Raw genomic sequence first — 26745 nt, 5'->3', positions numbered from 1 at the left:
CTACTCCCGTAGAAGAGATACTTTCAATTATCTATCACAAAATTGCCTGTCTGGTGCAGTATTAACGATGATTCATCTTCCAAAAATCGAAGCATCTAGCGAATATGCACCGGGGCCTAAAACTGCGATCGCAATCAGCATAACGCAATACATAAACGCTTTTTCCCAACTTGGCGCTTCACCTTTTCCTAAAGGCCCCTGATACTGTCCTTCAGGAATTAAGTAGGGATCTTGGGCTACAAAGGGCTTACTTCCAGAAATGTCTAAATATATCGCATAAATCATTGAGCCGAGAATGGGCAAAGTTGCTAAGAGGGTGAGGAATCCAATTATTAGAAAAATTCCGCCACCTAACATAGATGCAGCTGATAAAAAGCAAAGAAAGATAGGCATTTTTAGAGACTCAGCCCACTGTCGAAGATGCGTTATCTTTGGATAGCCGTGTAGTAGAAACAACCCGCCAAGGCTAACTCTTAGTAGTAAAAGTGCCAATCCTGGGAGTCCGTCAGGATACACAGGAGAAAGTGAACTGAACAACTTTAACCCTAGCTGTGGGAAATTAAATGCAGCTAGGAAAAAGGTGATCGCTACACCCAGCCCAAATTGATAAATCATAGTTGTACACCACGGGTATTAAGGTCAATAGCATATAAGGAATGACCGGCTGTGATAAATAGGCGATCGCGTTCTTTACCACCGAAAGTTAGGTTAGCGGATGTCTCCGGTATGAGAATTTTTCCTAACTGAGTCCCATCGGGCGCGTATACTTGTACGCTATCTTCAGAACTAGTAAAAATGTTGCCATGTTCGTCAACCCGAAATCCATCCGGTTGTCCGGGATCGATCACACAGAACACGCGGCCATTCTGCACATGGCTATCGCCTACAACCTCATAGACGCGAATATGATGAGGTCCGCCAGGAATATTAAACGCAGCTGTATCTGAGACATACAAAAGGCTTTCATCTGGACTGAAAGCCAGCCCATTCGGGCGCACCATGTCTGTTACTACCGGATAAATTTCACCAGTAGCCGGATCGAAGCGATACACATAACTTCCAGGTTGTTCCTGTTCGCCGCCGTAACCTTGGTTCGGCTCGGTGATACCATAGGGCGGATCGGTGAACCAAATTGTGTTGTCACTTTTGACTACCAAATCATTTGGACTGTTCAGGCGTTTGCCCTGGTAGCGATCGACTAAAATCTTCCATTCCCCATCGTGTTCACGTCGGATGATGGCACGCAGACCGGAGGAGCAAGCAACTAGACGACCTTCTAAATCGCGGTAATTACCGCTTTGATAATCAGATGGCGATCGCAGGACGTTCACACCATCAGTAGGACTCCAGTGCAACAGGCGGTTGCCGTGAGCGTCACTCCACACAACGCTATCGTCTTCGTGGAAGTAAACAGGCCCCTCACTATGAACGGCACCGTTGGCTAGCTCCTGGAGTGAAGCATCGGGGCGTACAATAGCACGCAGGCGATCGTCATAAATCTCAATGGCTTCAGCCATAGGAATCTCCTGTTATTTAACTTGGTTACTGGCGATAAATGGCAGGTTCAAGTTAATACAAACTTAATTTTTATAATTATCAAATATGCCTGATTTACATAATATATAAACATAAATGAAATTAAAAGGAAATATTAGCCTTCCTTTAGGCATAAATGACACCTGGCTTGGATTCTTTAGCTCGTTATCAGGTACGGATTGAAGGTGAAAACGTCAGTAACGGTTATCTCGCCGAATTCTATACCTTTTAAGAAAACCCTTGGCGAGTAAATCGGCAAAATCTTTCAGCAAGTTCATGAGGAAAACGGCGTTTCCTTTAAGTTTGGTAGAAAAGCGGTGCAATTTGAAGGTAGTGACAAGGTAGAAGCCGTCATTTTAGATAATGGCGATCGCTTGCAAGCAGATATCGTAATTATCGGAGTTGGCATACAGCCTGCAACAGACTTTCTTAAAGGTGTCGAATTGCACTTTCTTTCTTTCTTTCTTTCTTTCTTTCTTTCTTTCTTTGTGTCCTTTGCGACGGCAGTCGCTACAACGGGGGGAACCCCCGCAACGCGCTGCCTCTCCTTTGCGGTTCGTTTTTCTTTCTTGTACTTAAATAGGGTTTAGCGCATCTTCATACAGAATTGGTATGACTAAGAACCAGTTAGACTAATAATGTTCGAGATAAAAATAATTTGCAACCTCCTGCATATATGACGAACATCACTGAGCGCTACGACATCATCATTATCGGTACGGGAGCCGGTGGAGGTACACTGGCTCACCGCCTCGCACCTACAGGTAAAAAAATTCTCGTGCTGGAACGAGGCGACTTTTTGCCCAGAGAGAAAGCTAACTGGAATCCAGAGGAGGTTTATCAAAAACATCGTTACCATACAGATGAGCAATGGTATAACAAGGAAGGCAAGGCATTTCAGCCCCAAACAGGTTACTGGGTTGGTGGCAATACTAAACTCTACGGAGCAGCCTTAATTCGATTGCGGGAGCGAGATTTTCAAAGGGTAATTCACAAGGGAGGAATTTCTCCAGAATGGCCTTTGAAATATCAAGACTTTGAGCCATACTACACGCAAGCAGAAAAGCTGTATGACGTGCATGGCAAAGAAGGAGAAGACCCCACCGAACCACCTCGCAGCGAACCATATCCCTATCCGCCAGTCAGTCATGAGCCAGATATGCAGTCCCTTGCTGATGGCATCCGTGAACTAGGTTACTATCCATTTCACCTCCCACTAGGATTAAAGCTGAATGAAAGCGATCGCACCAAGAGTCCCTGCATTCGCTGCGATACTTTTGATGGATACCCCTGTCTTGTAGGTGCCAAAGCCGATGCCGATGTTAACGCCATTCGTCCTACCCGCGAGATATATGCCAATTTCACCCTTTTAACTAATGCTAAAGTCTTGCGGCTGCATACCAATGAGTCGGGGCGAGAGGTTACAAGCGTAGAAACTGAAATTGCCGGGGAAAAACATTGGTTTACAGGCGATATTGTGGTTGTTGCCTGTGGTTCTGTCAACTCAGCTGCTTTGCTGTTACGGTCTGCTAATGACAAACATCCTAACGGATTAGCAAACAGTTCCGATCAGGTGGGGCGGAATTTCATGAGGCAACTGGAAACAGCTATAGTTTCCATACATCTAGAAGTGAATCACGCCAACTTTCAAAAAACGATCGCTGTCAACGATTTTTATTGGGGAGAGCCGGATTTTCCTTATCCGATGGGCATGGTACAAAATACAGGTAATGTGCTAGCCGATATGATTCCCGGAGAAGCACCACCACTAATGGCTCCATTTGTCAAGCTGATTCCTAATTATGAGCGCCATTTGCTGGCCGAGCGATCGGTGGGTTGGTGGTTGCAAACAGAAGATTTACCAGACCCGAATAATCGGGTTCGCGTGGTGGGTGAGAAGATTCACGTTGACTATACACTGAATAATACCGAAGCAAGCGATCGCTTGATCCATCGCTGGACATCTGTGCTGAAGTCAATCCCTCATTGTGCTAAAAGCGTCCTACCATTTAGCCTTTATCCTCGCACACAACTACCTGAACAAGCAGTTGGCCATCAATGTGGTAGTTGTCGATTTGGCACAGATGCCAAAACTTCAGTCCTTGATGTCAATTGTCGTACCCATGATGTCGATAATCTCTATGTGGTAGATAGTAGTTTCTTTCCGTCAAATTCTGGTGCTAACCCGACATTAACGATTATGGCCAATGCTTTACGTGTTGGCGACCTGCTTGCAGCAGCGCTTTGCTAACGCATAGCTCAACGATTAAAATAGTGATTAAGTTGATGTGCAGCTAAATTGTATAACACGAAAACCCAAAAATATTGTAGTGCGGGCCGAAAAGCCCGCGTCCAATATACAAATTAAATACGCAACAGCTTAGACCTCTCCATAAATTAGGTATCAGCCCAAACTGCACAAGGGTTTTAGATTCTATTTTCGCATTAGTCTATTAGTTGTTTGTAAGGACAAAAAGGACGAAACATGATGACAAATGATCAAGGGCAAATTACACCACAACAGCAACCACAGATTGAATCTCAACCGGAGGATTTAGAAGCGACAGATTTGCCTCATCCCCTGGCTACAAATCTAGGTGCTGTGGGAGGTGGCGTTGCCGGAGCCGCACTAGGTCGCTCCATTGGTGGTAAAATGGGTGCTGCAATTGGTGTGGTTGCAGGGGCAATTACTGGTAGCGTTGCAGCCAAGAAGTTGGTAGAGTACGCTGGAGAATTCATTGAAGAACTCCAGCCGACAATTGGATTGGGATTAGGAGCCAATCACAAACCAATTGAACTACCCCGTCACTATTCTTGGGAAGAATTACAAGCATTATCAAAACCACAAGGTGGAGAAATTCAAGTCCCCTAAACCAAAAATTGAAGTGCGATCGCATTGACAAAAAAAACAAAATACATATACTCGGAAAACCCATATCGTTTTGTAGGGGCAATTCATGAATTGCCCCTACTACGTGCTAGATTTAATGGTTAATCTGCGATCGTCCCCAACAATTCCCCTATGTTAAATTCAAGCTATAACTCCTGCGGATGAGGAATCACGTCATGACGGCTTCTGTGGAACATGGCTTAAATAATAGCGCTTTTATTCCTCCCTTAGAAAGTGGCGATCGCTTAACCCGCCACGAATTCGAGCGTCGTTATACAGCAATGCCTTATAAAAAAGCAGAATTAATCGAAGGAGTCGTCTACGTGGCCTCACCACTGCGTTTTAGAAGTCATGGACAACCTCATGGACAGTTAATCACTTGGTTGGGAGTTTATCAAGTTTCCACTCCAGGCGTAGCGCTAGGTGACAATGCTACCGTGCGCTTGGATTTAGATAATGAACCACAACCTGATGTTTTGCTGTTAATAGATAAACCAACCAGAGGACAGGCACAAATCAGCGAAGATGATTACGTAGAAGGCGCACCAGAATTAGTAGCAGAAGTAGCAGCCAGTAGTGCATCTATTGATTTATACGACAAAAAACGCGCCTATCGTCGCAACGGAGTGCAGGAATATATCGTCTGGCAGACTTTGGAAAATAAACTCGATTGGTTCTGTTTGCAAAATGGTGAATATTTGCCACTCGTGGCAGATGCAGATGGCGTGATTAAAAGTAGGGTATTTCCAGGTTTGTGGTTAGCTGTCACCTCACTAATTACTGGAGACATGACGAAAGTTTTAGCAGTGCTGCAACAAGGGTTAAATTCAAAAGAACACGCTGACTTTGTTGAGCGTTTAGCTTAATAAAACAGGAGTCAGAATTCAGAATTCAGAATTCAGAATTCAGAATTCAGAATTCTGAATTCAAAACACTCTACCCATAAAGGGATAGAGTTTTAAGGCGAGAATATTTTAATTTTTTTCGCCCACCATTCCACTCGCTTTTGACCAATATTCATCACCCACTCGTACAGAATTCATACGCTCATTCTGATGCCTCGCTTTCGCCCTGCTCCGGCTCCGCTCCTGAGTTCTGAATTCTTCTTATAAAACTTAATACAACTTCCCTCTGGATCTGGCGGCTGGTGAGGCAGTACCTGTGGCAACGATGTCTACGACGGGCGTAGCTGCGGCGCCGGCAATCCACGCTTAATTGTCAGATAAAATTCACCGCGCTCTCTGTCTGGAGGGTGCTTTTTTTATGAAGCTATAGTTATACAAATATTTACATAGATAAAATATTAAAAAAATATCTGGTGTATTTGGGTACAATTACTAAATTGTTACTCATTTATATTAGTAAATGCATTGGTATAAATAAAAATACTTATCAAAAATCTCAGCAGTGAGTAAACTAACTACTGACGGTTATCTCAAGAGTTTACATTCATTGGGTTTTCACTGACTAACAAATCTCAGATTTTAGTTTTTGTCTCAATTCAATATAAAATCTAAAACTTAAAATCCAAAATCAACATGGCAGACCTAACTCCTAATTCTAGTTTTAGTTTGACGCTGCGCTTGCAGATTCCCAATCGCATCGGGATGTTAGCGTCAATAACCCACGCGATCGCAGCCACTGGCGGTAATCTCGGTCAAATTGATTTAATCGAGCAAACCCGCAAAGAGTCTATCCGCGATCTGACTGTGGATGCTGCTAGTACTGAACACGCTGAAACTATTGTGCAAGCAGTGAAAGCATTGCCAGACATCAAGTTACTCAGTGTCTATGATCGCACCTTTAATTTGCATCGCGGTGGCAAAATCAGCATTGTCAGCAGAATTCCCCTGAAGAGTGTTTCCGATCTAGCAATGGCTTACACGCCTGGAGTCGGTCGAATTTGTACAGCGATCGCTCAAGACCCAGAGGAAGTTTACAAGTTAACCATCAAACAAAACACTGTTGCCATTGTTACCGATGGTAGTGCCGTTTTGGGTTTAGGAAATCTCGGCCCAGCCGCCGCCCTACCAGTTATGGAAGGCAAAGCAATGCTGTTTAAGGAATTTGCGGGGCTGGATGCTTTTCCCATTTGTCTGGCTACCCAAGATACAGAAGAGATTATCCAGACAGTTAAGAATATCGCTCCGGTGTTTGGAGGCGTGAATTTAGAGGATATCGCTGCCCCTCGCTGCTTTGAAATTGAAAAGAGATTACGCCAGGAGTTAGATATCCCCGTTTTTCACGATGACCAGCACGGTACAGCAATTGTCACCTTAGCCGCCTTGTTTAATTCCCTAAAGCTGGTACAAAAGTCAATAGGGGAAATCAAGATCGTGATTAACGGTGCTGGGGCGGCGGGAGTAGCGATCGCTCGGTTACTCCGTAAAGCTGGGGCAGAAAAAATCTGGATGTGTGACTCTAAAGGGATTATCTCTACTAGTCGCACCGACTTGACAGAAGAAAAACTCGAATTTGCCGTGAAAGCTCAGGGTACATTAGCGGGTGCAATGCAAGGGGCAGATGTGTTTATTGGTGTTAGTGTACCGGGAGTTTTGACACCAGAAATGGTGCATTCAATGGCGAAAGACCCAATTGTGTTTGCAATGGCAAATCCGATTCCAGAGATTCAGCCAGAATTAATCAGTGAAGATGTTGCTGTGATCGCTACAGGTCGCAGCGACTACCCCAATCAAATCAATAACGTCCTCGCTTTTCCTGGGGTATTCCGTGGTGCTTTAGATTGTCGGGCACAGACAATTACTATCAAAATGTACCTGGAAGCCGCAAGTGCGATCGCCTCCTTAGTCAATCCTTCAGACTTGGATCGGGATCATATTATTCCTTCCGTCTTTGATAAGCGCGTCGTCACTGCTGTTGCTGCTGCTGTGCAACGTGCAGCGCGTGAAGAAGGTATCGCTCGAAATTAAACAAGTCGGAAGTCGGAAGTCGGAAGTCGGAAGTACAGTTTTGTAATGGGGATTTAGACCTCGCCTAATACCATTTCTTTGTAAGGCTGCGCCAAACTTTCTTTCTTTCTTTCTTTCTTTCTTTCTTTCTTTCTTTCTTTCTTTCTTTCTTTGTGTCCTTTGCGCCCTTTGCGGTTCGTTCCTCATATAGTTTGGCGCACCTTCATGCAGAATTGGTATAACATACAGCAGATTTCAAGGAAAGTGAAGTACACCAGTTAAGTCTGAAAGCCAGGTATAAAACCTGTTTTACTCCTCAATTCACCAATTCTGCTGTAATTACAAATAAAAAGCGCCCTCCAGAAATGGAGGGCGCTTTTTATTTAGTTAATACTGAAATATTAACCGTTGATAGCAGGAGCAGTCATTGCTACAGGAGCAACTTCACCAAAACACCTAAAAAAATCCGTTTCGGCATATACATTAATAGGATTTTTCGCCACAAACTACTGTATTCTATTGATAATAAATCCTAAATAAAGATTCCTGGAATCTGGGATACTACGGTATGTGGTGAGGAATGAGTAAGCGAATATTCAAAATCTTCAGTTGTAGAGTGGAGTGGCTGTTGATAGTTTTAACGGTTTTGGTGGTTAAGCCTGCGAAAGCGCAAAATATTCCCAAATCTGATTCATTGGTTAATTGGCTTCGCCCTGCGAAACTAGTGCAAGAAGCTAAACCAGATCAAGTAACTCGCATTCCTAAGCAACTAACTGAGGTAGAATCCGCTATTACCAGCGCCCAAATGTTACTGGTACAGTCGGCAGCACCAAACACGCCACCAACTTCAGTTGTGCAAGTTACAGCAGTAAAAGCAAATCCCACTGCCAAAGGTCTGGAGATTATTTTACAGACTACCAAAGGGGAACAGTTGCAACTAGTCAATCGCAGTGCTGGTAGCAATTTCATCACTGATATTCCTAATGCTCAACTGCGCCTACCATCGGGTGAAACATTCACATTTCGCTCTGAAAAACCAATTGCGGGTCTTCGTGAGATAACAGTTACTAACTTTGATGCCAATACTATCCGAGTCACAGTGATTGGTGAGGGGAGTCTACCAACAGTCGAATTGTTTGATAGTCCAAATGAGGGTCTTATCTTCTCTGTGGCTAGTGCAGCATCGTCCGCGCAACAACAACCGCAAACTCAACCAACTCCTGAACAACAAAAGCCAGGTAATCAAGCACAGCCAACTCAACCATCAACTTCGGGTGATGAACCAATTGAGTTGGTAGTAACGGGTGAGCAAGATGGATATCGTGTACCTGATGCGTCAACCGCGACTAAAACCGACACGCCTCTGCGCGACATTCCTCAGTCGATTCAGGTGATTCCTCAACAAGTGATCAAAGATCAGGGAATCACACGGATTTCAGATGCCGTTCGTAACGTGTCTGGTGCAACAATCCAATCGGGCTATGGCAACCTCGTTGGCGATGTCAACCTGCGCGGTTTTGTAAGTAATTCTGTCTTAAGGGATGGATTTGTAACTGCACCTTTCTTTACTGATGGTGCCAATATTGAGCGAGTGGAAGTACTCAAAGGGCCAGCATCAGTGTTGTACGGACAGTCCTCACCAGGAGGTATAGTGAATTACATCACAAAGCAACCCTTGAACGAACCCTATTATTCAGCTGAGTTTACCGTCGGCAGCTACGATTTTTACAAGCCCTCACTCGACTTCTCAGGACCACTCACCGATGACAAACGATTGTTGTATCGGTTGAATATTTCCAATGAGAATTCTAGCAGCTATCGGGATTTCATTAACAATAAAATTTTCTTTATATCTCCGGCTTTCACCTACAAGATTAGTGATGCAACAACCCTAAACTTCGCCTATGAATATCTTGACGGGAATTTTGGGTTCGACCGAGGCTTTCCACCTTTCTCTGCCTTTTCTAACTTGCCAAGAAATCGCAATTTGGGCGAACCTGTTGATTATCAAATTGTTCAAGTCCATCGTTTCAATGTAACATTAGACCAACAGTTTAGCGATAATTTACGACTCAGGAGTGGATTTACTGGGCGATTTGAATACCTGAATGGTGAATATTCTAATCAGTATGCTGATGTAGAAGCAGATGGTCGAACTTTGGACCGCCAGTTATCTGGGGGTGTAAGTTACAACGATAGTTTAACGCTGCAAACAGATTTAATTGGTAAATTCAACACGGGTTCCATCGCTCATCAACTGCTGTTTGGGTTTGAATTGATTCGGAATACTAGTCGGAACGCAGGCTTCATTTTTAATGGTGATTTTCCTAAAATAGACATTTTTAATCCGACTTATGGCTTGATAACTTATCCAAAGACTTTAGAGAGTTTTGGGTCAGCTTCGATCAGCAATACCCAGGGAATTTATCTACAAGACCAAGTGACATTACTGCCAAATCTGAAATTGCTTTTAGGTGGCAGATACGACTTTATCAACAACGGTACCCAAGAGATTGATTCCATTTTTTACGATGAAGCTTTTTCTCCGCGTGTGGGGATTGTTTATCAACCGATAGAACCGATATCGCTGTATGCCAGTTACAGTCGATCGTTTGAACCAAACGATGCCCAGACAGTAAACAAACAGTTCATAGAGCCTTCTCGTAGTACACAGTATGAGGTGGGCGTTAAAGCTGAACTTTTTGATAAACGACTTTCCGCAACACTAGCTGCCTATGACATTACCAAAACTAACATTGCTACCGTAGATCCTAAAAATCCAGATTATTCAATTCCCGTTGGAGAGGTGAAAAGTCGAGGTATTGAACTGGATATTGCCGGACAGATTTTACCGGGTTGGAAGGTGATCGCTTCTGGTTATTTAAATGATGCCTCTGTCAGCGAAGATAGCGACTCCACAATCATAGGTAAGCGGTTTCAAAATGCACCCTATCATGGTGCTAGTCTGTGGACAACCTACGAAATTCAACGTGGTGATTTGCAAGGGTTACAGTTTGGTGCTGGGTTGTTTTTTGTCGGCGATCGCATTGCTAACCAGTCAGACCCCTATACCCTTCCTTCCTATGTCACAACTAATGCCGCAATTTCATACAAACGGGATCATTGGGGAGCTTCACTCAATTTCAAGAACATCTTTAATATCAATTATTCCGAAACCAACGGCTACCTAATCTTCCCCCAAGCACCGTTTACGGTTCAAGGCACAATTTCAGTGACTTTTTAACCCCAACCTAGCCCTCCGGGAGCAAAAGAGCTTTTCTCCCCTTTTTTTAAGGGGAAGACAAACCAATTAGTCCCATAGGACATTTTTTCACTTGGAAGTCCCTAAATGCGATCGCATTAACTTGATGTGCAGCTAAATTGCATAACACGAAAACCAAAAAATATTGTAGTGCGGGCAACATGAGCGCGTCCAATATACAAATTAAATACGCAACAGCTTGCTACCACCCAAGCAACCAATCATACATAAACCCATCCACAGATTTTGCAAATGTCGAGCGGGTTGAAGTACTCAAGGGTCCAGCATCGGTACTGTTCGGAGAAACTGAACCAGGTGGGATTGTCAATATTGTGACGAAGAAACCTCTAAGCGACCCCTACTACAATGTTGATCTGAGTGTTGGGAGTTTTTCATCTTATAGCTCCGCATTGGATTTATCAGGGCCTCTGAATGTAGATAAAACCCTGCTCTATCGTCTCAACATTGCCTACGATAATGCTGGTAGTTTCAGAGATTTTATTAGTTCCCAGAGTCTATTTGTTGCACCAGTCATAGCTTGGAAAGTGAGCGAAAATACGGATTTAAAGTTCTTCTTTGAATACACAGACAGAGATTTTAAACCCGATCGCGGAGTGATTGCAATTGGCGATCGCCCTGGGTCAGTTCCCATCAGTCGATTTTTTGGTGAACCCTCCATTAACGAAAGCACTATCACTAACTACAAGTTTGGGTACAATCTCGAACACCGCTTCAGTCGGGATTGGCAATTGCGTCAAGCCTTCTCCACCAACATATTCAAGAATGATGAAATCCGCGTTCAGATAGACGATCTAGAAGCAGATGGACGCACAGCAACTAGGGATATTGCTAATTTTGGTGGAACTGTCCAAGAAGACTACAGACTCCAGACAGATGTTATTGGTAACTTCAAAACAGGAACAATTACCCACAAGCTGCTGTTTGGCGTAGACCTGAACCGTTACACCAATGTTTCCAATGGCTTTTCTAACGGGCCTTTTGCATCTATCGATATTTTCAATCCCGTTTACTTTGTTCCGATTACCCGTCCCACTACCCCTTACGTAGTTCAAAATTTCACAGATACATTAGGCTTTTATCTGCAAGACCAGGTAACTATAGCTGAAAACCTCAAGCTACTCCTGGGCGGTCGTTTTGATACAGTCAATATTTTACAGAAGGATTTAGTAGCCCAAAGTGCAACGAATGACAATAATTCCGCCTTCACACCGCGTGTTGGTATTGTCTATCAACCCATCCCTCCAATTTCTCTGTATGCAAGCTATGCAGAATCCTTTGTACCACAGTATGGACGGTCTAGGGACAACTCACCTTTTGTTCCCGAACGCAGCAAACAGTACGAAGTAGGCATAAAAGGAGAGATGTTTGACGGCAAACTCTCCGCAACATTGGCAGCTTACCACCTCACAAAAGCCAACGTTTTAACTAGTGATCCCACTGATTCTAATTACTCCATTCAGGTGGGGGAACAAACGAGCAAGGGCATTGAACTTGATATCGTCGGACAACTAACACCAGGTTGGAATGTGATTGCTTCCTATGGTTATACAGATGCCAGAGTCACCCGTGATAATGACTTACCTGTAGGCAATCGCCTGCAAAACGTGGCAGAAAATACTGCCAGTTTCTGGACAACTTACGAACTTCAGCAAGGCAATTTTAAAGGGTTGGGCTTTGGTTTAGGTCTGTATTATGTGGGCGATCGCCCCGGAGAAATTGACAAATCTCTTACCCTGCCCAGTTATTTTCGCACAGATGCAGCGCTGTTTTACAAGCAAGATAACTGGAGGGTTGGTCTAAATTTCAAAAATCTTTTTGACGTTAACTACTATGTAGAAACTCAGGGACGCAACGTTGTTTACCCAGGTGATCCGTTTACGGTGATTGGCTCTGTTTCTTTCACTTTCTAAGCTCAATTTTACAGGTAGCCTTTTAGTGTTCGAGCAAGATTCCGACCACTTTTTGATTACTCAACCCTAACCCTCGTCGATGCATTGGGGAGGGGGTCTAATTCTTCCCCCCAATGCATCGGGAGTATTGAGAGGGGTAAAAAATCCAACTTACTTTCGTGGCGATTATGAACCGGAAAAAAGTACGTGATATCGTTTTTTACCTGCACCGCTCTATCGGTTTTTGTGTTGGACTGTTGTTAATTGTCGTTGGCTTGACAGGTAGCCTGTTAGTGTTCGAGCAAGATTTTGACCACTTTATGATTAGTCAACAGTATGGACACATTACTCCCCAACAGGTGCAGTTATCTCCAGAGTCTGTAGTGAATACAATTGAGGCGAAGTATCCCGCGCGAGGTGATTTCCATCTTTTTCGGATTTATTTGCCAGATACTCCTTCTTCTCCCTACGTGGGGCAGTTGTCATCAACTGATGTGCAAAGGAAAGAGGTTTTTGTCAACCCTCATACAGGCAAAATTATCGGTGAGCGATAACGGATAAAACCCCAATTGGTCTAATACTTAATTTGCACTACAGCTTGATGGCAGGTCAAACCGGAACTGTAATTGTTGGCATTGCTGCCTTTTTAATGTGTATACTTACCATCACAGGTTTAGTTCTCTGGCCTGGTTGGCGCAAATTGATTGCAGGCTTCAAAATTAAGTTTGATGCTCATCCCAAGCGGGTGAATTTTGACATTCACAAAGTGGCTGGCATTATCACTGTGGTCTTTTTATTCTTTACTGGCTTTACGGGCTTTTGCTGGAACTTCTACGATTTGACTGAGCCGATTATTTACGCTATCACATTCACCCAAAAACCATCCGAGCCAGTATCCAAGCCAATTCCTAGTAAATCAACATTAGGATTGACAGAACAACTGAAAATTGCTGATGCTACCTTACCTGGTGCTGTTACCAAGAGCATTTATTTTCCCAGTAAACCAGAAGAGGCTCTACAAATTCGCATGAAGCTACCGCAGGAAAATGAAGAGTATGGGAATAGTAATGTTTATCTTGACCAATATACGGGTAAGGTTTTGCGAGTTGATAATGCTTTAAAGATGCCGTTGGGCGATCGCGTCCTCAATTCTTTTGTACCCCTGCACTACGGCACTTTTTGGGGACTTCCATCTCGGATTTTCTACGTTTTTGTCGGACTTGCACCGTTAATTTTATTCGTTACTGGCTTCGTGATGTGGCGCGATCGCTATCGAACAAAATCTCCTACACGATCTATTACAGCTATTTTCAGGTAAATAGACCACGCGGTAGGGGCACAGCAGTGCTGTGCCCCTACGACAGATGTGGTTCAAATACATGATTTCTGCTGTAAACGCTTCATTTTAAAATAATTACAACTAAAAAACGCCCCCCATTTCTGGAAGGCGCTTTTTATTTAGCTAATACTGAAATATTAACCGTTGATAGCAGGAGCAGTCATTGCTACAGGATAAACTTCACCAGCAGCTAAGTCTAGGGGGAAGTTGTGAGCGTTACGCTCGTGCATTACTTCCATACCCAAGTTAGCGCGGTTGATTACGTCTGCCCAAGTGCTGATGACGCGACCTTGAGAGTCAATAATTGATTGGTTGAAGTTGAAACCGTTCAGGTTGAATGCCATCGTGCTGATACCCAAAGCGGTGAACCAGATGCCGACGACAGGCCAAGCTGCTAGGAAGAAGTGCAGTGAACGGCTGTTGTTGAAAGAAGCGTATTGGAAGATCAAACGACCGAAGTAGCCGTGGGCTGCAACGATGTTGTAGGTTTCTTCTTCTTGACCGAACTTGTAACCGTAGTTTAATGATTCGGTTTCGGTGGTTTCACGCACCAAGGAAGAAGTTACTAGAGAACCGTGCATTGCAGAGAACAAGGAACCGCCGAATACACCAGCCACACCTAACATGTGGAAGGGGTGCATCAAGATGTTATGTTCTGCTTGGAACACAATCATGAAGTTGAAGGTTCCAGAGATTCCCAAAGGCATACCATCGGAAAAAGAACCTTGACCGATGGGGTAGATCAAGAATACTGCGGTAGCGGAAGCCAAAGGTGCGCTGTAAGCTACGCAGATCCAAGGACGCATACCTAAGCGGTAAGAAAGTTCCCACTGACGACCCAGGTAGGCAGCGCAACCGAGCAAGAAGTGGAAAACTACCAACTGGTAAGGACCACCGTTATACAACCACTCATCTAAGGAAGCAGCTTCCCAGATTGGGTACAAGTGCAAGCCGATGGCGTTTGAAGAAGGAACAACTGCACCAGAGATGATGTTATTTCCGTAGATCAAAGAACCTGCAACTGGTTCGCGGATACCATCGATGTCCACAGGAGGAGCAGCGATGAAAGCAATCACGAAGCAGGTGGTCGCAGCTAGCAGAGTAGGAATCATCAAAACGCCAAACCAACCAATATATATACGGTTGTCGGTGCTGGTGATCCACTCGCAGAAGCGATCCCATACGCTAGCGCTAGAGCGCCGTTGTAAGGTTGTGGTCATGGTTTTATAAGTGCGATGGGTTGTTAAATATGGAACAAGCGGATTTTTCGCCTGTTGAATTACAGTTTATATGAATTTACTTTGACACCAGATGTTACTTAATATTCTGTAATATTGTTATTTAACAAACTCATCAAACTGGAAAGTTTTCCTACTATGAAATAATAATGAATTGAGGCTTGATTAAGGTATTTCAACACCAAAGGAAATTTAACTTTCAATGACGCGATCGCCTAGCTATTTTCCTTTACACTTCTTTACAATTAGCCTGTGGTCAAAATTTTAAGTGTTGCTGACTTGTAACGAGACAATATAGAACTTATTCTCTGATGTTTGAGTTAAAAATCAAAGTAGATGTATGGCAAACTGCCTTCAGGAGCTAATAACCAAACAGCGTAGAAACATAGAGGCACGAAGACAAGCTTAAGAGGCCAGTTCAACTCTAACTTCAGAATTCGGTTGAAGGCATAGACTACAGCCATAAGTGCAGCGATCGCTAGAAGTACCCAAGTGAGTTGGTATTGGCTCATATTTAAGGCTTCCACGTAGACCTTTTCAGCAAACTGGGCGTCAGCTGGATAACCCCAAAGATGCCGAAATACCAAAGAAGAGTCTTGGAGATTAGGTAGGCGGAACCAAATCCAAGAGGTAAAAACCATCAGTTGAGTCAAGAACCAAGCGACAAAGATCCCCAGAGGATTTTGCCAGAATTCTTCTAAACTTTCAAAGCGATCGCTCATCGCATCTGTAAGTCGATGAACCACCAAAGCTAACCCGTGGAATATGCCCCAAACGACATAACCCAAAGCAGCACCATGCCAAATACCAGCAATTAGCATTATGATAAGTAAATTCCAGCAGGTACGGACTAAACCCCGACGGGAACCACCCAAAGGAAAGTAGATATAGTTACGTAGCCAATCTCCGAGAGTAATATGCCAGCGCCGCCAAAATTGGGCAATATTGGTGCTGAAATAGGGAAAGTCGAAATTCTCAGGTAGAACCAAGCCGAAAAGCAAAGCACTACCACGGGCGATATCTACGTAACCGTTGAAATCTAGATATAACTGCAAGCCGTAGGCGAATGTAGCTAACCAGAGATCGGTACTACCCGCCCGTTGCAAATTACCAAAACATAAATCGACAAAAATTCCCAAGTGGTCTGCAAAAATACCTTTTTTGACTGCGCCCCTAGCAATCAACCACAGCGCCTGGGCGACTCTATCGCTACTGGGGAAGTTTAGTGTATTGAATTGATTTCCTAAGTTGTGGTAGCGCGTAATCGGGCCGGAAATCAGTTTGGCGAAGAATAATTTGTACGTAGCAAATTTGAGAAACTGATCGGTAGCAGGGGCACCGCGATAGACATCTATTAAATAGGCAATGCATTCAAAGGTGAAAAATGAAATTCCCAAGGGTGCAATCAATTTAAAAGAGCTATCTGGTGAGTTTGTTTGGAGATGAAAAACAAACTTGAATAAAGGGGTAAAATACTTAAAACCTAATAATAGTAAAACATTTAGAGTTATACCCAGCCCCAAAAGTTTTAGACGGCGAAGATTCCAGTCAGTTTGGGCAAATTGCCACTCTTCGTTAGAAATTTGCCAGTCACGAGAATGTTTACCTGGTGATGTGTTGTTTCCAATCTCCAGCCCCACACGAAAATTAATAAACGTCAATGCTAATAGTAATGGTATGTACTGGATCTGCAAAGATGCGTAGAAAACCAAACTAGCAATTAGCAGCGTCCACAATCGCAATTTCTGTTGTGCTAAAGACCAGTAAATTCCTAACACACTCAACAAGAACAGCCCATAGAAAATTGATATAAAGTTCATTTATTTGTCATTTGTCATTTGTCATTTGTCATTTGTCATTTGTCATTTGTCATTTGTCATTGATTATTCTCCTCATCTCCCTCATCTCCCTCATCTCCCCCATCTCCCCCATCTCCCCCATCTCCCTCATCCCCCACTCCCCACTCCCCACTCCCCACTCCCCTATTTCACTGGCCAAGGAATCATCGGATCATTCGCCAACTTTTTCGAGACTTCGTATGCGCCAAAACGGTTCAGGTGGCTGGGGTCAGAAAAGTAGTCATTTGCTTTTATCCACTTTTGGCTCAAATCACGATAAATAAAGTTGGGATTAGTAGCCAAATGCAACATATATTGCTGAAATTCTTGCTCATATTGTCTACGCACTGGATCTAAATAATCTCCCGTCAGAGGCATGTTGACAAACACTAAGGAAATTTTATGAGACTGGGCAAACTGAAGCACTTCTTGACAGGCAGCATCTTGCTGTCCTTCGATTTGGAAAGATTTATAGTCGTTGTCGTAATTTCCGGGGACTCTAGAATGTATTTGATAGTATCTGGCGGGATTGAAGCGAATAGACAAAGGTAGAAAGCCATCAAAGTCAACTGCTTGTTGAGAAGGACTTTCATCTGAAGTACCATCTGTTAGCTGTTTTTCTGATGCAACTGTCTGATTCTGAGCAGGTATGAGCAGTTGCTTTTGCAGTAAACTTTTAATTTGATCGCGGTTTTTATAGCTAGCAGAAACAGATGCTAGAGCCTGATTTAACGACTGATTGACGGCTTCATAGATACTAATCTCTGGTTTTTCTTCCTTTGTCTTTTCTTCTGGCGGATTTACTGTATTTTGTGGCAAATCATTACTATTTGCAATTGTTGGTGTTTTTTGGAATGCTTGTTTATAACCAGCTGATGCAGCGATCGATTTAAAGGTAATATCCTCGCGTCCACCGTTGAAAGCACGCGCACCATCTGCCCAGATAATTATTTTAGGCAGTTCTGATGGTTCCAGTACGTGGCGAATCAAAAAGTCTACAACTTGTGCAGTAGCACCGTTGATCCCAAAGTTAAACACGTCAAGATTTGGATAGCCCTGAGCCGTTAAAGCTTTAGAAAGCGCTGCGGGATCTACTCCTCTGAGGGCGCGGGAGGAGCCAATAACCAACACATCTGGCGGAGTCCCAGTTCTAGCCAAACGCTGTTTATACAGTGCTAGTTGCTCGTCTAACTGCCTGACATTGAAACTTGGCATCTGCGATCGCGCTGCTAAAAGAATAGCGGTAGCGGTTGCTTTTTCCTTCAGTGGTGCGGCTGCCAAATTCTTGATCGGGATATTATCACTTTGGGTAAATTCCGAAGCATTAAATACAGAACTCTGATTTGGAGGGTATTTTCTCTTAGCAGTGTTGGTAGAAATTTTCGTTTGATCGCTCTGATTTTTCCCCGATGTCAAAGATGCCTTTTGCTCAGAGGATGATGGGGGTAAGATATTAGTGGGCGTACTGTGGGCGATAATTTGACCCAATACCCAATCAGTTTGGAGGGTGAGTAATAATCCCAGTGTTCCCCAAACCAGAACCACTTTAAGTCCTTGAGCATCAGGGTTTGTCTCGGCTGACTTGTGGCTTTCGGTAAATAGCTGACTTGTCAACAGGAATTTTTTCGCTGTTGCACTGGCTGTTACTATCCAATCTCGCGCGACTTCTGTCACAAAAGTTTGAACGTCTTCTGTTGTTAAATCTGGGCGCAAAATTGGTTCGTTAGTTTCAGAGGTTACTAGATCGTTAACGTATTCAGAAGTAGCAGCAAATTCTGGGGTTGCTTCGGGGACTAAACGCTGGCGATGCTCAAGATCAAGGCCATAGTGCCAAAAAGGTTCTTTATTCCCAGCCCGGCGACCGTAGACACGTATCCCCATAATACCAGGAATCTTTAACTGGCGGATAAACTGGCTAATTTTATTTGCTACTTGTTCCCGCCCTGGACAAACAGGTGCATCACACATGATGTGCAATAAATCATTTTTGACCAGCAGGAGTACGCGCATTCCTCCTGTCAATAGTCGCCAATCCAAGTCAGGATTGAGTAAACGCTCCAGTAAAAATACGATCGCTGGTTGGTCGCCAGTATTCGCTAAATCTAGCGGTGATGTGGCCAAGGCGGGATGCTTTGTCGCGGGTAAAGCTAGCCAATCAATCCAAGTGGGTTCCTTGTCACCGGCTTTTTGTCCGTATACGGTGGCGGCGAGAATGCCTTGAGGTGCGATCGCTTCTAACTGCGGTAAAATCGCCTCTAAGCATACTACCTTGTCTGGGATTGGGGCAGTTCCCAAGGGATCATAAGCTGGAATACAAAAAATATGTAAAGTTGATTCTTTCAGAGAAACTTGGACAGCAACTTTTAACTCTGACAATACCTCAGTTAATAATCGAGCGATCGCTTGGATATCCCCCCAACGCGCCCACTCTTTCAGCATTACCTCTGGTGGCGTCAAATCCACCCGCAGCAGCCAATCCGGGGCAGTTTCGCCGCTCACCTGGGAAACAATTACTGCATCTTGGTAGCCGGAAAGCTTGAGATTACGCAACTTTTGTGCTATTGGTTCAGCAAGCAATGATGCATCAGGGCTATAGCTGGACAGGCAAAATATCCACAGGCGATTTTCTTCCGGCTGAGAGTTCTTTGGCTTATATAGCTTAATCTTTACTTGTACCGATACACCTAATACACTCAGAGTTTCACTGAGATAGCGAGCGATCGCTTCTGGGTTGCCTTGGCGTGCCAAACTTTCGTTAGAGACAATCAGCGCCCCACCCGATTGTTTTGATTTTTCCGAGTCTGCTAACAGCGCTTGCTGCACCTGCTCAAGATGCTTTTCTATTTGATTCAAGTGAACTCGATGGCACCATTTGGGGCGCTGTTCCCCTTTTCTGCGGCCATAGACAAATACTTGATATATTGAGGGTTCTTCGTTGCTTGTGAGGATATCCAAGTCAGTTTGCTGTAATGCTTGCAGCAAGTCAGACAAAGTGTGCCAACGCTGCGGACATTCTGTACCTTCACAAAGAATATGAAGGTCATTTCCCCGCAACCGGACTTTCACTCCGAAAGTGTTGATCCCTGTTGCTTGGCTTACCCATTGCAATAAGGATTGCTGGCGATCTGGTAATACTATTTTCATCGGAGGTTAACTTTACAGAAAGCGATCGTTGGGGGATAGTGCCTGCACTTGTAAACTAGAACCATAGGTCTATCACACTCTGACGGTTTTTTTTTAACAATTTTGTTACCTTCGTAGCTCACAAAATCGGACAAGATAGTGTTGTACAGGTTGCAAGTCTGACTAATGTTGAGTTTTGCGTTTATTTTACTAATAGGGAGTCAGAAATCAGAAGTTAGGAGTTAGCAGCTAGGAGTCAGAATAATTCTATATGACTAGCTGATCACTTGTCCTTTAAAGCCGGACTTGCTTCCCACTGCGTTAACGCCCCTGATGAGCGAAACAAACAACAAGCTTATCCCATTTAAACTCCATCCCTTGATCGTTGGAGTCATCCTAACTCCTGTACAGACGCGATTAATCGCGTCTCTCCAAATAGACGCGATTAATCGCGTCTCTACTCAATAATTCCCATAACCAAAAATTAGCAATGCCTCCCACCAAACAACAATCTTCACCTAACCCCGCATCCAATCTGGATTTATTTACCATTCCCCAATCTTTCCTTTTACAAATAGGTACAGCGTCTATATTACTATTGCTCCTTACCGGAAAAACTACAGTCAGAGCATTAGAAGCCATAGGGGAAGCCAGTGAAGAATTATTTCGCGGCGATCGCCTACCCAATCTCGACTTCCCAGATGAACACGAAACTAATCCCGATGAGAATATATACACCAAATAATTATTTGCTCAGGAACAACCCGGTGAGCATTAAGTGCAAAGCCTAGAACCGTAAACAGTAATTAGCTTTACAAGAATAGAGAATATGGGTTCCCTTTTATACTCTTCGTCTCAAACTGCGGATATATACCCGGTGTCGGAATTATTTTTGCGTCATCGTCTCCAGGTAGTGGAAGAATTGTGGGAGTCAGTTCTCCGGCAAGAATGCGGTCAAAATATGGTAGACCTGTTGGGGCAGTTGCGCGATTTATGTTCACCAGAAGGACAAGCAACAAATGATCAAGCAGCCTCAGCCGTCAAATTGATTGAACAACTAAATATCAACGAAGCAATCCGCGCGGCTCGTGCTTTCGCTCTCTATTTTCAGTTGATTAACATCATAGAGCAGGAATACGAACAACGGCAGCAATTGAGTCGCTATGAGGCAGAAATAGAGTCAACAGAGCCGCAAACACCAGCCAATGTCAATTATTCGTCCAATCAAAGAGAAGATGACGCGCCTGTTAGTCGGGGGCTAGCAGCAGAGTTGCTGAGAAAGAATTATCTAGAAAAAGAATTAGTCAAACCAAAAGGTACTTTTGCTGCGTTGTTTCCCTATTTATTCAAACTGAATGTACCACCCCAGCAAATTCAACGTCTAATTGCCCATCTGGATGTACGCTTAGTTTTCACCGCGCACCCGACGGAAATTGTGCGTCATACCATCCGAGATAAGCAGCGACAGGTGGTGCAACTCTTGCAAAAACTGGATGCCTTGGAAAACCACTCTGGTAGCACACCAGGAGCATATCCTTGGGAAGCAGCAGATGTCCGCGAACAATTGCTCGAAGAAATTCGCCTGTGGTGGCGCACAGACGAACTTCACCAGTTCAAACCGACGGTGCTAGATGAAGTAGATTATGCCCTGCACTACTTCCAAGAAGTTTTATTTGATGGCATTCCCCAACTTTATAAACGTTTCAAACACACTTTATCCAATACCTTTCCTTGGCTAGAACCACCGAGTAAAAACTTTTGCTCCTTCGGTTCCTGGGTAGGCTCAGACAGGGATGGAAACCCATCAGTTACACCAGAAATTACCTGGCAAACAGCTTGCTATCAGCGCAAAATGGTGCTAGGGAGATATATTCAGTCAGTGAAAAATCTGATTGAATTGTTGAGTGTGTCGATGCACTGGAGTGATGTTTTACCAGACTTACTGGAATCTCTAGAGTTGGATCAGTCGCAGTTGAGTGAGGTATACGACGCACTGGCGTTGCGTTATCGACAAGAACCCTATCGGCTGAAACTGGCTTATGTGCTGAAACGGCTGGAAAATACTCGCGATCGCAATTTAGCTTTATATAATCGGGAAGCGCCAAAAAATCAAGATCGCCCCCTATATCTTTCGGGAGCCGATTTTTTAGCAGAACTGCGGATGATTGAGCGCAACTTGACAGAAACAGGTTTAAGCTGTCGAGAATTAGAAAATCTGATCTGTCAAGTAGAAATTTTTGGTTTCAATTTGACACAGTTAGATATTCGCCAAGAATCATCCCGCCACGCCGATGCGCTGAATGAGATTCTGGAATACCTGCAAATATTATCTCAACCTTACAACGAACTCTCTGAGGAGGAAAGAGTCGCTTGGCTCACCGGAGAACTGCAAACCCGTCGGCCATTAATTCCGGCAGAATTGCCATTTTCGGAAAAAACCAACGATGTAATTGAGACTTTTCGCGTCGTGCGATCGCTGCAACAAGAATTTGGTCTTAACATCTGTCAAACTTACATTATCAGCATGTGCCGCGACGTTAGCGACGTGCTGGAAGTACTACTGTTAGCCAAAGAAGCCAGACTTTTTGATCCCGCCATTGCTGTGGGAACTATTCAAGTTGTCCCCCTATTTGAGACAGTAGAAGATTTACAACGCTCCAGAAGCGTCATGCGGAAACTCTTTGAACTCCCGTTATATCGCGCTTTGTTAGCCGGAGGCTACGAACAGACAAAAGCAGAGGATACCAATGAAAATTCATCTTCCCCTGCTTCCTCTTCCTCGCCTCTCACCCCCAACTTGCAAGAAGTCATGCTGGGGTATTCTGACAGCAACAAAGACTCTGGTTTTTTAAGTAGCAACTGGGAAATTCATAAAGCCCAAAAATCACTGCAACAAATAGCAGAAAACTATGATATAAGCTTGCGGATTTTCCACGGACGCGGCGGTTCTGTGGGACGGGGTGGGGGACCTGCTTACGAGGCGATTTTGGCTCAACCGGGTCATAGTATCAATGGGCGAATCAAGATTACTGAACAAGGAGAAGTTTTAGCTTCCAAATATTCCTTGTTGGACTTGGCATTATACCACATGGAAACCATCACCACGGCTGTGATTCAAGCTAGCTTGTTGCGAACAGGGTTTGATGATATTGAACCCTGGAATGAGATTATGGAAGAATTAGCAGCGCGATCGCGTCAACATTATCGTGCTTTAATCTACGAACAGCCTGATTTTGTTGACTTCTTCCACGAAGTAACTCCCATTGAAGAAATTAGCCAGCTACAAATCAGTTCCCGTCCAGCCCGCCGCCCATCTGGTAAGAAAGATTTAAGTAGTTTACGAGCTATTCCTTGGGTATTTAGCTGGACACAAACTCGCTTTTTGCTGCCTTCCTGGTACGGCGTTGGCACAGCTGTACAAGAATTCTTGAACGAAGAACCAGAAGAACACTTGAAATTGCTACGTTACTTTTACGTGAAGTGGCCTTTCTTCAAGATGGTGATTTCTAAGGCCGAGATGACCTTGGCAAAAGTAGATATGCAAATGGCACATCACTACGTCCAGGAATTATCAAAACCAGAAGATAAACTTCGTTTTGCCAAGGTTTTTGATCAAATTGCCAGCGAGTTCTATCTGACAAGAGATTTGGTGTTAAAAATCACCGATCACAATCGACTGTTAGATGGTGATCCTGTCTTGCAACGATCTGTACAGTTACGCAATGGCACAATTGTACCCTTGGGATTTATCCAAGTTTCACTACTCAAGCGCCTACGACAGTCCCAAAATACTAGTGCTACTTCTGGAGTCATCCACTCTCGTTACAGCAAAGGCGAGTTACTGCGAGGGGCATTGTTAACTATTAATGGTATTGCTGCTGGGATGAGAAATACTGGTTGATGGGGAGTGGGGAGTGGGGAGTGGGGAGTGGGGGAGATGAGGGGGATGAGGGGGATGAGGGGGATGAGGGGGATGAGGGGGATGAGGGGGATGAGGGGGATGAGGGGGATGAGGGGGATGAGGGGGATGAGGGAGATGAGGAAGCAGGGAGAGAGAAGGGGGAGAAGAATTTTAATTTGCACTTTTTTGGCGCTGTCATCAGGTTTTTTTGGTGCTTATACTAGTGGGCAAATTACCATAATGCTGCATAGCCAAAAGTGCCAAAACCAACCTTGGGGTTTTAAGGAGATGTGCAACGCTTGGATGACACCAGGGGCAATATGGCAAGGTAGCACAACAGGACTTTGGACAGGCACTATCTTAGGGGCGTTTGTTGGGGGTTTAGTGACGCGACAAATTCGTAATTAGCCTTGGCGGAAGGTCATTCACCAGTTTTGAACCGCCCTTTTAACGTTAGGTTGACAGAAATGCCCATCTGTGCATCCATAGCAAAAAAGCCAGTAGGCAGCTTTGGTGTCAGCAAGACTGGTAAAATCTACCCGTAGCGAAGAAGAGTAAATCACCATGCCTACCGAAACTAACTCAGGGAATCAAACTACCACGGGTGCTGATGCTATTGATGAGGCGATCGCACAGGGAATCGATTTTGATGGTTCTCCGATTCCGCCCGCCAAGCTCGAACTTTATGGTAAAGTCATGGCGCTAGAAGGCAATAGACAGCGCAGTGGCGTCTCTAATACGATGCGATCGCGCATTGTGCGAATTGGTGCAAAACACATTCCCCAAGCAGAACTCGACCAATTACTTGTAGATGCTGGTTTCGCACCGTTAAAAGAAAAAGAAATTGCCTTTTTTTATACTGGCAAATAGTTGATGTTTTACAGCAGCTTTCATTTATTTGAAGCACATAATGTTGTAGGGGCACAGCAATGCTCATTGGTGTCAACTTAAGCAAAAAGTCACGTCGCTTCGCTCCAAATTCAAAATTCAAAATTCAAAATTAATGATCCCCCTAAATTTATTTATGGGGGTCTTTCGTGGTTTATACCATTTTTCTCAAGCCGTTGCGTATTTAATTTGTATATTGGACGCGGGCTTTTCGGCCCGCACTACAATATTTTTGGGTTTTCGTGTTATACAATTTAGCTGCACATCAACTTATTAGGCATCGCGGCACAATTGTTTCTATGTTGTCCATAAATCAATTTAGTTGCTCTGTATCCTTTCCTCCTTCGGTCAAAGATGTATTTTTTGCCACGGAAATGAGCTAATTTGACGTTAACACTATATAGTTGCTACAACGGTGAACTAATTAGTTACTGATGGAAATTGCCTAAAAATATTTTGATTACTTTCTTACTATTATGTTGAGAGGAATACCCAGTCAATTTATGCCATTTGGGATGCAGCGCCGAAGTTCTGAGGGTCGGCTTTCAACCTACCCAGCTTTCAGCCGCTTCTGCGGCTACAGACTTCTCGCCTTGTTAGTGGGAGGATGGTTAGTGCTGATTCCCGACTCTACCCCAGCACATGCACAAATCCCCAACAGCAAAGTCTTATTGGCTCAAGAAGCAGGTGAAATTTTACCGCCACCGCCAATAATTCCCTTTAGCCAACAGCCATCACCGCAGTTACAACCAGTACAGGACAATCAATTAGAGCAAAATTTTCAGCCCTCCCAACCAATCCAAAACAATCAATTAGAGCAGAATTTTCAGCCCTCCCAACCTGCACAGTTTAGTCAATATAACCAGAACTTTGAGCGCTACTTAGTTTATGTTGATGGTAGTGATTTGCAGACGCTACAACAAATACGTCGGATTGAACCCAGTGCTTATATACGCCAGTATCAAGGACGGAATGTAATTCAGTCAGGAGTTTTTAACAAAGTATCTAACGCCCAACAACGAGTCAGTGAGCTACAGTCACGAGGTATATATAGCGCCCGGATTATCAGCTTCGCTAATGGACAGGAAATAGGTGTAGGCGATCGCAATAATCGCAATAATATAACTGCTATTAGTCCAGTCTCTAGATATTATGTCGCCATTCCGACCACTTCAGAACAGTTACCTGCGATCGCAGCCCAAATTAGGCAAAATCTAGCCCGATTTAGCCAAGATTTAGGACGATCTGGCGCAGTCCTCGAAAGGACGCAACCACGAGGCCCACACGTAGCAGTCGGGCCTTTCTCTGATCGATTCCAAGCTGAGGAATGGAATAAATATCTGCGAAATATAGGATACGCTAATGCCAGGGTTTACTACGGTAAGTGAATGAGTTAGGAGAGACGCGATTAATCCCGTCTGTACAGGAGTTAGGAGGATTTTGGATTGAAAAAAAAATCTAAAATCCAAAATCCAAAATTGAATGACTCGCCACTCCCTCAATTCTTAACCGAGTACCGTGGGTTTAAGTCCCCCGGTTCAATAACCGGTAAGTTTTGGGTCGGGGTCTAAGTAAGTTGGCGCGAAAAAAACCAAGTATGTTACGAAACGTAAATAAGCTTAAAGCCCTTACTAATGACCAATGACAAAGGACAAATGACAGCCTTCACAAGTTAGCTTTAATTGCGCCGACCTACTTAAGAGGATGTTTGAAAAGTCCTCTTGTCGGTATCAAAAGTTTTAGATCCCTCTAAATCTCCCGATAAAAAGGGAGACTTTGATTCCGGTTCCCCCCAATTTATCGGGGGGTTAGGGGGGATCTAAAAGTGCCTAAAGTCACAGCGAAAAACTTTTCAAACAACCTCTAAATAAGAGTCACACAACTTAATTACGAATTACGAATTACGAATTA

The 26745-nt window shown here is 44.0% G+C and carries 20 protein-coding genes; 14 read left to right on the top strand and 6 right to left on the bottom strand.

The window, feature by feature from the left end:
• Positions 1-72 precede the first annotated feature (72 nt).
• Positions 73-615 (bottom strand): DoxX family protein, encoded by a 543-nt coding sequence (locus V7K27_RS21785; RefSeq protein ID WP_334950160.1) that lies wholly within the window; start codon positions 613-615, stop codon positions 73-75.
• A complete protein-coding gene (locus V7K27_RS21780) occupies positions 612-1517 on the bottom strand; it encodes an SMP-30/gluconolactonase/LRE family protein (protein WP_334950159.1) in 906 nt (301 codons plus the stop codon). Before V7K27_RS21780 ends, V7K27_RS21785 begins: the two co-directional genes overlap by 4 nt.
• A gap of 270 nt (positions 1518-1787) precedes the next feature.
• On the opposite strand from V7K27_RS21780, the gene V7K27_RS21775 reads away from it, so the two are divergent.
• From V7K27_RS21775 to V7K27_RS21735, 9 genes are all read left to right on the top strand, one after another.
• Positions 1788-2126, top strand: coding sequence for an FAD-dependent oxidoreductase (locus tag V7K27_RS21775; RefSeq protein ID WP_334950197.1), 339 nt, complete (start codon positions 1788-1790; stop codon positions 2124-2126).
• Between the two features lie 86 nt (positions 2127-2212).
• Complete coding sequence (locus V7K27_RS21770) at positions 2213-3787, top strand: GMC family oxidoreductase (RefSeq protein WP_334950158.1); 1575 nt, start codon at positions 2213-2215, stop codon at positions 3785-3787.
• 234 nt (positions 3788-4021) lie between these two features.
• Positions 4022-4408: a hypothetical protein gene (locus tag V7K27_RS21765; RefSeq protein ID WP_334950157.1), complete on the top strand. Its 387-nt coding sequence runs from the start codon at positions 4022-4024 to the stop codon at positions 4406-4408.
• A 194-nt stretch (positions 4409-4602) separates the two neighbouring features.
• Positions 4603-5292, top strand: coding sequence for a Uma2 family endonuclease (locus V7K27_RS21760; protein WP_334950156.1), 690 nt, complete (start codon positions 4603-4605; stop codon positions 5290-5292).
• A gap of 672 nt (positions 5293-5964) precedes the next feature.
• Positions 5965-7356, top strand: a complete 1392-nt coding sequence (locus tag V7K27_RS21755) for a malic enzyme-like NAD(P)-binding protein (protein WP_334950155.1) — start codon at positions 5965-5967, stop codon at positions 7354-7356.
• A 559-nt stretch (positions 7357-7915) separates the two neighbouring features.
• Positions 7916-10579, top strand: a complete 2664-nt coding sequence (locus V7K27_RS21750) for a TonB-dependent siderophore receptor (protein ID WP_334950154.1) — start codon at positions 7916-7918, stop codon at positions 10577-10579.
• A gap of 179 nt (positions 10580-10758) precedes the next feature.
• Positions 10759-12528: a TonB-dependent siderophore receptor gene (locus V7K27_RS21745; protein WP_334950153.1), complete on the top strand. Its 1770-nt coding sequence runs from the start codon at positions 10759-10761 to the stop codon at positions 12526-12528.
• Between the two features lie 167 nt (positions 12529-12695).
• A complete protein-coding gene (locus V7K27_RS21740; protein WP_334950152.1) occupies positions 12696-13061 on the top strand; it encodes a PepSY-associated TM helix domain-containing protein in 366 nt (121 codons plus the stop codon).
• Between the two features lie 47 nt (positions 13062-13108).
• Positions 13109-13825 carry a PepSY-associated TM helix domain-containing protein gene (locus V7K27_RS21735; protein ID WP_334950151.1) on the top strand — a complete coding sequence of 239 codons (717 nt, stop codon included), beginning with the start codon at positions 13109-13111 and terminating at the stop codon, positions 13823-13825.
• Positions 13826-13983: 158 nt separating this feature from the next.
• Here the strand turns inward: V7K27_RS21735 and psbA are convergent, their stop codons facing one another.
• The 3 genes from psbA to V7K27_RS21720 all read right to left on the bottom strand — a co-directional run bounded on the left by psbA (position 13984) and on the right by V7K27_RS21720 (position 20066).
• A complete protein-coding gene (gene psbA / locus V7K27_RS21730) occupies positions 13984-15066 on the bottom strand; it encodes a photosystem II q(b) protein (RefSeq protein WP_334950150.1) in 1083 nt (360 codons plus the stop codon).
• Positions 15067-15404: 338 nt separating this feature from the next.
• Positions 15405-16904 carry an MBOAT family O-acyltransferase gene (locus V7K27_RS21725; RefSeq protein ID WP_334950149.1) on the bottom strand — a complete coding sequence of 500 codons (1500 nt, stop codon included), beginning with the start codon at positions 16902-16904 and terminating at the stop codon, positions 15405-15407.
• Positions 16905-17066: 162 nt separating this feature from the next.
• Positions 17067-20066, bottom strand: coding sequence for a DUF1574 domain-containing protein (locus tag V7K27_RS21720; protein WP_334950148.1), 3000 nt, complete (start codon positions 20064-20066; stop codon positions 17067-17069).
• 469 nt (positions 20067-20535) lie between these two features.
• On the opposite strand from V7K27_RS21720, the gene V7K27_RS21715 reads away from it, so the two are divergent.
• A complete protein-coding gene (locus V7K27_RS21715) occupies positions 20536-20790 on the top strand; it encodes a hypothetical protein (protein WP_334950147.1) in 255 nt (84 codons plus the stop codon).
• Between the two features lie 84 nt (positions 20791-20874).
• Positions 20875-23946 carry a phosphoenolpyruvate carboxylase gene (ppc, locus tag V7K27_RS21710; RefSeq protein ID WP_334950146.1) on the top strand — a complete coding sequence of 1024 codons (3072 nt, stop codon included), beginning with the start codon at positions 20875-20877 and terminating at the stop codon, positions 23944-23946.
• Here ppc and V7K27_RS21705 read toward each other — a convergent pair.
• Positions 23909-24145: a hypothetical protein gene (locus V7K27_RS21705; protein WP_334950145.1), complete on the bottom strand. Its 237-nt coding sequence runs from the start codon at positions 24143-24145 to the stop codon at positions 23909-23911. The genes ppc and V7K27_RS21705 overlap by 38 nt on opposite strands.
• Between V7K27_RS21705 and V7K27_RS21700 the strand changes: the two genes are divergently transcribed.
• From V7K27_RS21700 to V7K27_RS21690, 3 genes are all read left to right on the top strand, one after another.
• Positions 24082-24354 (top strand): hypothetical protein, encoded by a 273-nt coding sequence (locus V7K27_RS21700; RefSeq protein WP_334950144.1) that lies wholly within the window; start codon positions 24082-24084, stop codon positions 24352-24354. The two genes, V7K27_RS21705 and V7K27_RS21700, sit on opposite strands and share 64 nt — an antisense overlap.
• 156 nt (positions 24355-24510) lie before the next feature.
• Positions 24511-24816 carry a small RNA NsiR4-regulated ssr1528 family protein gene (locus V7K27_RS21695; RefSeq protein WP_292765656.1) on the top strand — a complete coding sequence of 102 codons (306 nt, stop codon included), beginning with the start codon at positions 24511-24513 and terminating at the stop codon, positions 24814-24816.
• A 521-nt stretch (positions 24817-25337) separates the two neighbouring features.
• Positions 25338-26222: a hypothetical protein gene (locus V7K27_RS21690; protein WP_334950143.1), complete on the top strand. Its 885-nt coding sequence runs from the start codon at positions 25338-25340 to the stop codon at positions 26220-26222.
• Positions 26223-26745 lie beyond the last annotated feature (523 nt).

The sequence above is a fragment of the Nostoc sp. genome (assembly GCF_036919575.1).
Lineage (GTDB): Bacteria > Cyanobacteriota > Cyanobacteriia > Cyanobacteriales > Nostocaceae > Nostoc.
This window is presented reverse-complemented; position numbering and strand designations above follow the sequence as displayed.